Below are 12,798 nucleotides of genomic sequence, written 5' to 3'. Positions count from 1 at the left end.
GCTCAATCGTTCAATTGTTGAGGTTGCTTACCGGTTTTGGCAGTTGCCTTGCCGGGCGCCGGTGCAGCAGGCTCTGGCTCGACAGTCGCGCCGGCTTCTTTTTCAGCCATTGGCATCTTGTCGACGGCAGCGAAAAACTCTGCAAGATCAAGGGTATCGGGGGGTACGGTTTTCTCGACTTTCTTCTCGCCGTCCTTGCCCACCAGAATCACTTTGGTGCCGGCACTGGCGCCCAGTTTCAGTGCACGGATCAACGCGTTGGTGTCCTGGGCGCCGAGGTCTTTGCCGTCACGCTGTCCAACGGTGCCGATGTTGGTGTAGTTCACGGTATAGAGCACCATGTTGCGCTCGTTGAATTTTTGCTTGTTTGCAGCCTCTTCAAGGTCTTGCTTGAGCTTGACCTGTGTCGGGTCGATGGAACTGGGGGCAATGACGATCAGCGGGCGGAACTTGCCCTGATCTTGCTCCAGTGGCCCACGGTTATCCGCAGCCAACAACGGCCCCGTAAACGCCATCAAGGTAGCCAGGGTCAGCGACCGGATGAGCATGCGTACCTCCTTTTTAATTCCATGCAGGGTTCTTGAGTTTCATGTCTGCGACAATCAAATTCAAGGATGATTCCTACACGACTTTCAGAAAGATTAGGCCACGAGCCCCGAGACGCAAGGGCTTGAGTGATAACAGGCTCATTGTTTCTTTTGATTGCCGCAACCCAAGCGGCGATAAACAGACGCCCCATCAACATTGAGAACAGGCTGGCATAGATCAGGCGGACTCTTGCGGCCAGTTCGGCCAGTGCCAGGCGAATACCGGTGCCACCTGCGGATCGGCATCAATTCGCGCCAGCGCTTGGGCAAACTCCGGTCGGGCTTGCTCCAGCACGGCCCGCGCCCCATCCCAGCGGGATACCGCCGCCGCCATGATGCCCAGGGCATTCGGCCCTGCCTGTGGCGACAACAATTGCCCGGCAAACTGATCGGCAAACATCTGCCAAACCCGGTGCAAGTGTTTTCGGGTACCGTTGGCCAGGCGCGCCTGTAGCTGCTCATCCTCGCTGTCGAGCCAGCGTTGTGGATAGTCGATGATGCTGATCGCCGAATAACAGTTGGCCGCGATGTACACCAGGCCGCGAATGACTTGGGCCGGGTATTCAGGCAGCAAGTCGGACTTGGGGAACTGAAGCCCCAAATGAATCAGGATCGCCGCGCTTTCGGTCAACACGCTGCCGTCAGGCAATTGCAGCGTCGGGATTTGCTTGAGGGGATTGATTTGCGCCAATGCCACCATGCTGGCTGGGTCTCCCCAGGGGCTGGCGTCAATCTGGCGCCACTGCACGCCGCAGCGTTGCAGGGCAATTTCGATGATGCATGCGCCAGAGTTCCGGGTGCCGTAGAGCGTATACATGGGGTGCTCCTCCTTGAAGTCATGGACCTGAGTGAAGCGTCTTGGGGCCCTTAAAACAAGCCCATTTGCCCACCGACCAGGGTGCCGAAATCGTCGTTCACAAATGGCAGAATCGCATCGGCCACCGGCTGTAGCTGGCGGCTGACGTAATGGTCGTAGTCAATCGGCGCCTGGCGCACTTCCAGGGGTTCAGGGCCGTTGACGGTGATCACATAGTGAATCCAGCCACCGTTCTGGTACTGCCGTGGACGCCCCTGGCGTACGTTGTACTCATCCGCCAGCCGCGCTGCGCGCACATGAGGCGGGACGTTGCGCTCGTAATCATTCAACTGGCGGCGCAGGCGTTTGCGGTAGATCAGCAGGTCATCGAGTTCACCGCCGAGGGTACGACGCACGTAATCGCGCACATAATCCTGATGCGGCTGGCGGCGGAAGATGCGCTGATACAGCTCCTGCTGGAACTGACGGGCTAGCGGCGACCAATCGCTGCGCACGGTTTCCAGGCCTTTGTAGACCATGTCCTCACGGCCATCCACCCGGACGACCAGGCCCGCATAGCGCTTCTTGCTGCCCTCCTCCGCGCCACGGATGGTCGGCATCAGGAAGCGACTGAAATGGGTCTCGTACTGCAGCTCCAACGCGCTTTGCAGACCGTACGCCGTGCGCAGGTGCTCGCGCCACCATTGGTTGACGTGTTGTACCAGGCTCTGGCCGATCCGCGCGGCCTGCTCTTGGGAATGCGCGCTGCCGAGCCAGACGAAGGTGGAATCGGTGTCGCCATAGATCACTTCATACCCCTGGGCTTCGACCAACTCGCGGGTCTGGCGCATGATCTGGTGACCACGCATGGTGATCGACGATGCCAGGCGGGTATCGAAGAACCGGCAACCGCTGGAACCAAGCACGCCGTAGAAGGCGTTCATAATGATTTTCAGGGCCTGGGACAAAGGTGCGTTATGTTCGCGCTTGGCCACTTCACGCCCCTCGGAGATCCGCGCAACGATAGACGGCAGGCAATGCCGGGTACGGGAAAAACGCGCACCGCGAAAGCCTTCCACCGACTCGCTGTTATCGGGGTGACGCAACCCTTCGATCAGGCCCACCGGGTCAATCAGGAAACTGCGGATAATGGATGGATAGAGACTTTTGTAATCGAGCACCAGCACCGACTCATACAGACCGGGCCGCGAATCCATGACAAAACCACCAGGGCTGGCCTGGGGTGGCTTGTCTCCCAGGTTCGGCGCAACGAAGCCCTGGCGGTGCATCAATGGCATATACAAGTGGGTGAAGGCCGCCACCGAACCGCCATTGCGATCCGCCGGCAAACCGGTGACGCTGGCGCGCTCCAGAAGGAACTTGAGCAACTCGGTCTTTTCGAAAATCCGTGTCACCAACTCGCAGTCCTTGAGGTTGTAGCGCGCCAGGGCGGGCTTGTCCTCGGCGAACATGCGGTTGATTTCATCCATGCGTTGGTACGGTGTGGAGATGTCCTTGCCTTCGCCCAGCAGAGTCTGCGCGACGTTCTCCAGGCTGAAGGATTCGAAACTCCAGGTCGCAGAGCGCAGGGCTTCGATGCCGTCGATGATCAGACGTCCGGCAGCGGCTGCGAAGTAGTGTTTGCGGCTGCCATGTTCGCGCCAGGCCATCGGCTCTGTGCCACGCCCAAGCATGAGCGGCACGTTGAGGCGCTGGGCATGTTCGTGGAGCACGCGCAGGTCGAACTGCACCACATTCCAGCCGATGATTGCATCAGGGTCGTGAAGGGCGAGCCATTGGTTGAGGCATTCGAGCAATTGGGCGCGGGTTTCGCAGTAGTCGAGTTTGAAGTCCACTGCGTCGGTTTTGTTGGCCGGCCCGAGCATGTAAACCTGACGCTCGCCGCAGCCTTGCAGGGCAATGGAGTAGAGATCGCCCTGGGCGGTAGTCTCGATGTCCAGGGACACCAGTTTTAACGGCGGGCGGTAGTCGGGCGCAGGTTTCATCTGCGCCTCCAGCAAGGCGCCGGTTGCGTCGGGTGTACCGTCGAACCAAACGGGCGCGGTGATGAAGCGTTCCATCATGTAGCGCTCGGGCGGGCGCACGTCACCCTCGTAGACATCAACACCGGCGGCGCGCAGGCGCTTTTCCACATCCATAGCCTGGCGGTGCTGGCGGGTATACAGGCCCAGCACCGGGCGGTGATGGAAATCGCACAATTGCAACGCACGCAACTCGATGTCGCGCTCGCCCTTGAGCAGCCAATCCAGCGGCTTGCGATGGGCCTCAGGGATAAACATCACCGAGGTCTGCACGGGTAGGCGAATAAACCTCGGACCACGGTCGGTGGCCAGCCAGAAACTCACCTCCGTGCCCGTCGGGGTATCGCGCCAATGCCGGGTCAGGACAAAACCCTGCTGTAAATCCACCGTACTGCACCTCAGGAATCGCGTTCAGGGCGCGATTCTACTCCGTTCGCCATGCCCCCGGGCGCGACCGACGAAATGGATTGACGCCTTCCTCCTCAGGATTCCTGGCCATTGTTCCAAAGCCGGACCAACTCTATGGGCGCCAGATCTTCGGGTATCTGCAACATCAGTTGATCATCCAGGCGAATGCGCACTTCAATCTGATAGAAACGCCGGTCGCCCTGCCCCGCCTGCGACGAGTCCAGGGGCAGGCAGACTTCGATGACATTCAGAATCTGCTGGCGCTGGTCGAGATCACATTGCGCAAAGTCGATTTGCCGCGGACGGCTCAATGCCTGAATCGCTGCCACGCCGCCCTGGCGGGAAAGCTTGACGGTGGCCTCGTTACCCAGGGGTGGCAGGGTTTTCATCGCTTGTTCCTCCTTTGAGTCGTATTCCCACCTGCGCCCATGCTTGCTGTACCGAATCGGCCTGGGTGCTGCCGAAGCGCTGCCGGGCATTATCGACCGTCAGCTTGGCAAAACCTTGAAAATCCGCATCATTGTCCAGGCGCTTGTCACACAACGTGTCGTACCAGATCTGCCCGGCCTGCTCCCACGCAAAACCACCCAAAGCCTTGGCGGCCAGGTAGAACGCGCGATTGGGTATGCCGGAGTTCAGGTGCACACCACCGTTGTCATCCTGGGTGACGATAAAGTCGCGCATATGCGCTGGTTGTGGGTCTTTACCCAGCAGCGGATCGTCATAGGCAGTACCGGGGTCGGACATCGAGCGTAGCGCCTTGCCCTTGACCTTGTCCGTCAACAAATCCGCACCGATCAACCAGTCAGCTTGATCAGCAGTGTGTTTGCGCACGTATTGCCGGGTGAGCACGCCGAACACGTCGGAAATCGACTCATTGAGCGCGCCGGACTGGTTGCGATAAACCAGCCCCGCTTCGCTCTCGATGATGCCGTGGGCCAGCTCGTGAGCGACTACGTCAAGGGCGCGGGTAAAACGCTGGAAAATCTCGCCATCGCCATCACCGAAGACCATTTGCGCGCCATTCCAGAAAGCATTTTCATAGCCATCGCCGTAGTGCACGGTCCCCGCCAGGGCAAAGCCACGGTTGTCGATGGAATCACGCTTGTAGACGGTCCAAAAAAAGTCGTGGGTCGCGCCCAATGCATCGTAGGCTTCGTCCACTGCAGGATCGCCGCTGGCTCGTTGCTCCTCGCTGCGCACCAGAGTGCCAGGCAATTGGGTCAGGTTCTGGGCATCGTAAATATGACGCTGCAACGTGCCTGGCTTGGACGACTTGGCTATCGGAGGCTGCCCTGGCTGTGAGATCCCGGCTTGCAACTGGCGGACGTGAGTCAGGGTATGCAGGGCTCGCGAGCGTTGCCACTCGGAGCCATGATCAATCAGACGATGAAGAATATAAGGAGGAATGAAGCCTTGATAATCGCGCGGGCTTGGCATGGGCAGCTCCCTGGCAAACTGAGACCGTTACTGTTGTGATTCAGTCTGGTGCCAGAGGTTCGCTTTGACTAGTATCGAATGTGCGCACTGGACCAAGGTTTTTGGCAGGTATCGGTTTCAAACGTGAGGTTTGTCCGACTTATTGCCGGGAGCCGCGTACTGCGCTTTCAGATGGCCTTGCTGGTCCAGCAACCAGGCGTCCATGATCTGCCGCACCACCGGGCCTGCCACACGGCCACCGGCTTCGCCGTTTTCGATCATCACCGAAATCACAATCCGGGGTTGCTCCGCCGGTGCAAACCCCACGAACAATGCGTTGTCTCGATTGCGCTCCGCGGTCTTCAGGCGGTTGTATCGCTCACCCTGCTTGATCGCTACCACCTGTGCGGTACCGCTCTTACCGGCAATTCGATACTGCGCACCCGCAGCCGCTGCACGGGCAATCCCCCGCGGGTCATGCATCACCATTTGCATACCATGGCTGACCTGCTCCCAATCCTGCGGGTCCTTGAGGACAATATTGGGCATGGGGTTTTGATCCATCGGCGCTACGCCGTCGACACTCTTGGCCAGGTGCGGACGGTTCCACACACCTTTGTTGGCAATCAGTGCCGTGGCTTGGGCCAATTGCAATGGCGTAACCTGCATGTAGCCTTGGCCAATACCGAGAATCACGGTTTCTCCGGGAAACCAGGGCTGGCGCCTTGTGGCACGTTTCCAGGCTTGCGACGGCATCAAGCCTGCTGACTCTTCGAACATATCCAGGGAAACCTTCTGCCCAAGGCCAAACTCAGCCATGTAGTCGTGCAGGCGATCAATCCCCAACTTGTGGGCCAGGTCGTAAAAGTAAGTGTCATTGGAGCGCATGATCGCGGCGTCCATATCAACCCAACCGTCGCCACTGTGGTTCCAGTTACGGTACTTGTGATCGAAATCCGGGAGCTGATAGTAACCGGGGTCAAACACGCGGGTACGCGCGGTGACAACGCCGCTATCGAGGCCGGCGATGGCCACTTCCGGCTTGATCGTCGAACCTGGCGCGTAGAGCCCGCGCAGCACCCGGTTGAACAACGGCCGGTCGATGGAGTCGCGCAATGCAGCATATTCCTTGAAACTGATGCCAGTGACGAACAAGTTCGGGTCAAAGCTCGGCTTGCTGACCATAGCCAGAACCTCACCGGTCTTCGGATCAAGGGCAACGATTGAGCCACGGCGATTACCCAGGGCCTCTTCGGCAGCTTCCTGAAGTTTTACATCCAGACTGAGGACAATATTTTTCCCGGGGATCGGGTCAGTATGCTTGAGCACTCGCAAGACCCGGCCTTGGGCGTTTGTCTCAACTTCTTCGTAACCGACGTGGCCATGCAGCTGTGACTCGTAGAAACGCTCAATACCTGTCTTGCCGATCGATTGAGTGCCACGGTATTCCACCGAGTCCAGCTCCTGGGATTCCTTTTCGTTGATGCGTCCAACGTAGCCGATAGAGTGCGCAAAGTGCGCGCCCAGTGGATAGTGGCGAACGAATTGAGGCTCCACATCAACGCCCGGCAGGCGGAACTCATTAACAGCCAGTACGGCAATTTGCTCTTCGGTCAGTTGGTAAAACAGCGTAACAGGGACAAATGGATGCCGTGCCTGCTTCAACGCCTTATCGAACAACGCACGTTCTTCCCTGGGTAGATGCAGGAGAGCAACGATGGCGTCCAACTCTTGCCCAAGATCGGAGGTGCGCTCGCGCGTTATGGTCAAGTTGTAGCTGGGACGGTTATCGGCCAGCAGCACCCCATTTCGGTCATAAATCAGTCCGCGTGCAGGAGTGATGGGTAAGACATGAACTCGATTGTTTTCCGAGATAGTGGAGTGGTAGTCAAACTCCACCACTTGCAGAAAGTACATTCGCACTACCAAGGCGCACGTAATGCATAGCACGAATATTGCGCAGGCCAGCAGGCGCTTATTGACCAGACGGTGTTCTTTCTCGTGATCTTTAATAGGAATAGGAGCGGGCATTTCTACAGCATCTCGTTGAACGGTGAGGATGCCGCGTCCTGCGGTTGAACGACCAGTCCTTGGAAAAGGAGCTGCACCATACCAAAAATACTGAAATACCTTGCATCAATTTTCTTATGCAGCTATTTATTTTGGGCAGGAAATATTGCAAAGGGTACGCCCTGCTCGTAAGGCTAGCGGCTTGAAGGCAACCGCCGCACTTTTCGACCGTCCAAAACAAAACCCCATCTGCTTTCGCAAATGGGGTTTCGGAATTTAATCTTGACGATGACCTACTCTCACATGGGGAAACCCCACACTACCATCGGCGATGCATCGTTTCACTACTGAGTTCGGGATGGGATCAGGTGGTTCCAATGCTCTATGGTCGTCAAGAAATTCGGGTACTGAGTCGTGACCAGATGGCCTCGCTTCAGCAAATTGGGTATGTGACAGCGTTCGGTGTTTTGTGAGCGCAAACTTTCGGTTTGTATCGTCTTCACACACCGCAATCTGATGCTCTTTCGAGTACTCAAATTGCTTGGGTGTTATATGGTCAAGCCTCACGGGCAATTAGTATTGGTTAGCTCAACGCCTCACAGCGCTTACACACCCAACCTATCAACGTCGTAGTCTTCGACGGCCCTTCAGGGAACTCAAGGTTCCAGTGAGATCTCATCTTGAGGCTAGTTTCCCGCTTAGATGCTTTCAGCGGTTATCTATTCCGAACATAGCTACCCGGCAATGCCACTGGCGTGACAACCGGAACACCAGAGGTTCGTCCACTCCGGTCCTCTCGTACTAGGAGCAGCCCCTCTCAAATCTCAAACGTCCACGGCAGATAGGGACCGAACTGTCTCACGACGTTCTAAACCCAGCTCGCGTACCACTTTAAATGGCGAACAGCCATACCCTTGGGACCGGCTTCAGCCCCAGGATGTGATGAGCCGACATCGAGGTGCCAAACACCGCCGTCGATATGAACTCTTGGGCGGTATCAGCCTGTTATCCCCGGAGTACCTTTTATCCGTTGAGCGATGGCCCTTCCATACAGAACCACCGGATCACTAAGACCTACTTTCGTACCTGCTCGACGTGTCTGTCTCGCAGTCAAGCGCGCTTTTGCCTTTATACTCTACGACCGATTTCCGACCGGTCTGAGCGCACCTTCGTACTCCTCCGTTACTCTTTAGGAGGAGACCGCCCCAGTCAAACTACCCACCATACACTGTCCTCGATCCGGATAACGGACCTGAGTTAGAACCTCAAAGTTGCCAGGGTGGTATTTCAAGGTTGGCTCCACGCGAACTGGCGTCCACGCTTCAAAGCCTCCCACCTATCCTACACAAGCAAATTCAAAGTCCAGTGCAAAGCTATAGTAAAGGTTCACGGGGTCTTTCCGTCTAGCCGCGGATACACTGCATCTTCACAGCGATTTCAATTTCACTGAGTCTCGGGTGGAGACAGCGCCGCCATCGTTACGCCATTCGTGCAGGTCGGAACTTACCCGACAAGGAATTTCGCTACCTTAGGACCGTTATAGTTACGGCCGCCGTTTACCGGGGCTTCGATCAAGAGCTTCGCGTTAGCTAACCCCATCAATTAACCTTCCGGCACCGGGCAGGCGTCACACCCTATACGTCCACTTTCGTGTTTGCAGAGTGCTGTGTTTTTAATAAACAGTCGCAGCGGCCTGGTATCTTCGACCGGCATGAGCTTACGGAGCAAGTCCTTCACCCTCACCGGCGCACCTTCTCCCGAAGTTACGGTGCCATTTTGCCTAGTTCCTTCACCCGAGTTCTCTCAAGCGCCTTGGTATTCTCTACCCAACCACCTGTGTCGGTTTGGGGTACGGTTCCTGGTTACCTGAAGCTTAGAAGCTTTTCTTGGAAGCATGGCATCAACCACTTCGTCATCTAAAAGATGACTCGTCATCAGCTCTCGGCCTTAGAATCCCGGATTTACCTAAGATTCCAGCCTACCACCTTAAACTTGGACAACCAACGCCAAGCTGGCCTAGCCTTCTCCGTCCCTCCATCGCAATAACCAGAAGTACAGGAATATTAACCTGTTTTCCATCGACTACGCTTTTCAGCCTCGCCTTAGGGACCGACTAACCCTGCGTCGATTAACGTTGCGCAGGAAACCTTGGTCTTTCGGCGTGGGTGTTTTTCACACCCATTGTCGTTACTCATGTCAGCATTCGCACTTCTGATACCTCCAGCAAGCTTCTCAACTCACCTTCACAGGCTTACAGAACGCTCCTCTACCGCATCATCCTAAGATGATACCCGTAGCTTCGGTGTATGGTTTGAGCCCCGTTACATCTTCCGCGCAGGCCGACTCGACTAGTGAGCTATTACGCTTTCTTTAAAGGGTGGCTGCTTCTAAGCCAACCTCCTAGCTGTCTAAGCCTTCCCACATCGTTTCCCACTTAACCATAACTTTGGGACCTTAGCTGACGGTCTGGGTTGTTTCCCTTTTCACGACGGACGTTAGCACCCGCCGTGTGTCTCCCATGCTCGGCACTTGTAGGTATTCGGAGTTTGCATCGGTTTGGTAAGTCGGGATGACCCCCTAGCCGAAACAGTGCTCTACCCCCTACAGTGATACATGAGGCGCTACCTAAATAGCTTTCGAGGAGAACCAGCTATCTCCGAGCTTGATTAGCCTTTCACTCCGATCCACAGGTCATCCGCTAACTTTTCAACGGTAGTCGGTTCGGTCCTCCAGTTAGTGTTACCCAACCTTCAACCTGCCCATGGATAGATCGCCCGGTTTCGGGTCTATTCCCAGCGACTAGACGCCCTATTAAGACTCGCTTTCGCTACGCCTCCCCTATTCGGTTAAGCTCGCCACTGAAAATAAGTCGCTGACCCATTATACAAAAGGTACGCAGTCACCCAACAAAGTGGGCTCCCACTGCTTGTACGCATACGGTTTCAGGATCTATTTCACTCCCCTCTCCGGGGTTCTTTTCGCCTTTCCCTCACGGTACTAGTTCACTATCGGTCAGTCAGTAGTATTTAGCCTTGGAGGATGGTCCCCCCATATTCAGACAAAGTTTCTCGTGCTCCGTCCTACTCGATTTCATGACTAAGAGATTTTCGCGTACAGGGCTATCACCCACTATGGCCGCACTTTCCAGAGCGTTCCGCTAATCTCAAAACCACTTAAGGGCTAGTCCCCGTTCGCTCGCCACTACTAAGGGAATCTCGGTTGATTTCTTTTCCTCAGGGTACTTAGATGTTTCAGTTCCCCTGGTTCGCCTCTTGCACCTATGTATTCAGTACAAGATAACCATCTTATGATGGCTGGGTTCCCCCATTCAGACATCTCCGGATCAAAGTCTGTTTGCCGACTCCCCGAAGCTTTTCGCAGGCTACCACGTCTTTCATCGCCTCTGACTGCCAAGGCATCCACCGTATGCGCTTCTTCACTTGACCATATAACCCCAAGCAATCTGGTTATACTGTGAAGACAACATTCGCCGAAAATTCGCAATTACTCACAAATTTTACCTTAGCCTGATCCGTTACCAGTGAAAGTAACGTCCAGTCTATCTTTCTATCACATACCCAAATTTTTAAAGAACGAACTAGTCAAAGACTAGAAATCAACATTCACCATCATCACAATGGAATGCTCATTTCTAAGCTTTATACCGACAGAAGCAGTAGTGGTGGAGCCAAACGGGATCGAACCGTTGACCTCCTGCGTGCAAGGCAGGCGCTCTCCCAGCTGAGCTATGGCCCCGTATTTCTACAGGCGTTTCCCACACAAAATTGGTGGGTCTGGGCAGATTCGAACTGCCGACCTCACCCTTATCAGGGGTGCGCTCTAACCAACTGAGCTACAGACCCAATTTTGATGCGTTACGCAATCAAACTTGAAGCTTGTAGCTTAAAGCTTGAAGCTGCTTCTATCGTCTTCTTCAATGAATCAAGCAATTCGTGTGGGAACTTATGGAGCAGCTGATGTCGTCGATTAAGGAGGTGATCCAGCCGCAGGTTCCCCTACGGCTACCTTGTTACGACTTCACCCCAGTCATGAATCACACCGTGGTAACCGTCCTCCCGAAGGTTAGACTAGCTACTTCTGGTGCAACCCACTCCCATGGTGTGACGGGCGGTGTGTACAAGGCCCGGGAACGTATTCACCGCGACATTCTGATTCGCGATTACTAGCGATTCCGACTTCACGCAGTCGAGTTGCAGACTGCGATCCGGACTACGATCGGTTTTGTGGGATTAGCTCCACCTCGCGGCTTGGCAACCCTCTGTACCGACCATTGTAGCACGTGTGTAGCCCAGGCCGTAAGGGCCATGATGACTTGACGTCATCCCCACCTTCCTCCGGTTTGTCACCGGCAGTCTCCTTAGAGTGCCCACCATGACGTGCTGGTAACTAAGGACAAGGGTTGCGCTCGTTACGGGACTTAACCCAACATCTCACGACACGAGCTGACGACAGCCATGCAGCACCTGTCTCAATGTTCCCGAAGGCACCAATCTATCTCTAGAAAGTTCATTGGATGTCAAGGCCTGGTAAGGTTCTTCGCGTTGCTTCGAATTAAACCACATGCTCCACCGCTTGTGCGGGCCCCCGTCAATTCATTTGAGTTTTAACCTTGCGGCCGTACTCCCCAGGCGGTCAACTTAATGCGTTAGCTGCGCCACTAAGAGCTCAAGGCTCCCAACGGCTAGTTGACATCGTTTACGGCGTGGACTACCAGGGTATCTAATCCTGTTTGCTCCCCACGCTTTCGCACCTCAGTGTCAGTATCAGTCCAGGTGGTCGCCTTCGCCACTGGTGTTCCTTCCTATATCTACGCATTTCACCGCTACACAGGAAATTCCACCACCCTCTACCATACTCTAGTCAGTCAGTTTTGAATGCAGTTCCCAGGTTGAGCCCGGGGATTTCACATCCAACTTAACAAACCACCTACGCGCGCTTTACGCCCAGTAATTCCGATTAACGCTTGCACCCTCTGTATTACCGCGGCTGCTGGCACAGAGTTAGCCGGTGCTTATTCTGTCGGTAACGTCAAAATTGCAGAGTATTAATCTACAACCCTTCCTCCCAACTTAAAGTGCTTTACAATCCGAAGACCTTCTTCACACACGCGGCATGGCTGGATCAGGCTTTCGCCCATTGTCCAATATTCCCCACTGCTGCCTCCCGTAGGAGTCTGGACCGTGTCTCAGTTCCAGTGTGACTGATCATCCTCTCAGACCAGTTACGGATCGTCGCCTTGGTGAGCCATTACCCCACCAACTAGCTAATCCGACCTAGGCTCATCTGATAGCGCAAGGCCCGAAGGTCCCCTGCTTTCTCCCGTAGGACGTATGCGGTATTAGCGTCCGTTTCCGAACGTTATCCCCCACTACCAGGCAGATTCCTAGGCATTACTCACCCGTCCGCCGCTCTCAAGAGAAGCAAGCTTCTCTCTACCGCTCGACTTGCATGTGTTAGGCCTGCCGCCAGCGTTCAATCTGAGCCATGATCAAACTCTTCAGTTCAAACATCTTTG

Annotated in this window: 6 protein-coding genes, 2 tRNA genes and 3 rRNA genes; all 11 read right to left on the bottom strand. The window is 55.4% G+C overall.

The features are described 5' to 3' along the window. Nucleotides 1-2: 2 nt before the first annotated feature. On the bottom strand, nucleotides 3-548 hold the full coding sequence (locus OQ460_RS09340; RefSeq protein WP_410021516.1) for a DUF4174 domain-containing protein: 546 nt from the start codon (nucleotides 546-548) through the stop codon (nucleotides 3-5). Nucleotides 549-765: 217 nt separating this feature from the next. Then, nucleotides 766-1,404 carry a glutathione S-transferase N-terminal domain-containing protein gene (locus tag OQ460_RS09335; protein WP_410021515.1) on the bottom strand — a complete coding sequence of 213 codons (639 nt, stop codon included), beginning with the start codon at nucleotides 1,402-1,404 and terminating at the stop codon, nucleotides 766-768. Nucleotides 1,405-1,454: 50 nt separating this feature from the next. Continuing rightward, the gene (locus OQ460_RS09330) at nucleotides 1,455-3,812 is read right to left on the bottom strand and encodes a DNA polymerase II (RefSeq protein WP_410021514.1); all 2,358 of its coding nucleotides are present in this window, start codon (nucleotides 3,810-3,812) and stop codon (nucleotides 1,455-1,457) included. Between the two features lie 95 nt (nucleotides 3,813-3,907). Then, entirely contained in the window at nucleotides 3,908-4,222 is a 315-nt protein-coding gene (locus tag OQ460_RS09325) for a protealysin inhibitor emfourin (protein WP_410021513.1), read from the bottom strand. Then, nucleotides 4,197-5,273: a M4 family metallopeptidase gene (locus tag OQ460_RS09320; protein ID WP_410021512.1), complete on the bottom strand. Its 1,077-nt coding sequence runs from the start codon at nucleotides 5,271-5,273 to the stop codon at nucleotides 4,197-4,199. The genes OQ460_RS09325 and OQ460_RS09320 overlap by 26 nt, the downstream gene beginning before the upstream one ends. 117 nt (nucleotides 5,274-5,390) lie before the next feature. Then, nucleotides 5,391-7,283, bottom strand: coding sequence for a penicillin-binding protein 2 (gene mrdA / locus OQ460_RS09315; RefSeq protein ID WP_410021511.1), 1,893 nt, complete (start codon nucleotides 7,281-7,283; stop codon nucleotides 5,391-5,393). 259 nt (nucleotides 7,284-7,542) lie between these two features. After that, nucleotides 7,543-7,658 (bottom strand): 5S ribosomal RNA (rrf, locus tag OQ460_RS09310). A gap of 156 nt (nucleotides 7,659-7,814) precedes the next feature. Beyond that, nucleotides 7,815-10,708, bottom strand: a 23S ribosomal RNA gene (locus OQ460_RS09305). A 234-nt stretch (nucleotides 10,709-10,942) separates the two neighbouring features. Beyond that, a tRNA-Ala gene (locus tag OQ460_RS09300) sits at nucleotides 10,943-11,018 on the bottom strand. A gap of 30 nt (nucleotides 11,019-11,048) precedes the next feature. Beyond that, nucleotides 11,049-11,125: transfer RNA gene (locus OQ460_RS09295), tRNA-Ile, on the bottom strand. Nucleotides 11,126-11,250: 125 nt separating this feature from the next. Next, nucleotides 11,251-12,787 (bottom strand): 16S ribosomal RNA (locus tag OQ460_RS09290). The 16S, 23S and 5S rRNA genes sit together here with 2 tRNA genes alongside, the layout of an rRNA operon. Nucleotides 12,788-12,798: the final 11 nt, after the last annotated feature.

The organism is Pseudomonas imrae, from assembly GCF_046352735.2.
Lineage (GTDB): Bacteria > Pseudomonadota > Gammaproteobacteria > Pseudomonadales > Pseudomonadaceae > Aquipseudomonas > Aquipseudomonas imrae.
The sequence above is the reverse complement of the archived record's forward strand: the minus strand, read 5'-3'. Positions and strand labels throughout refer to the sequence as shown.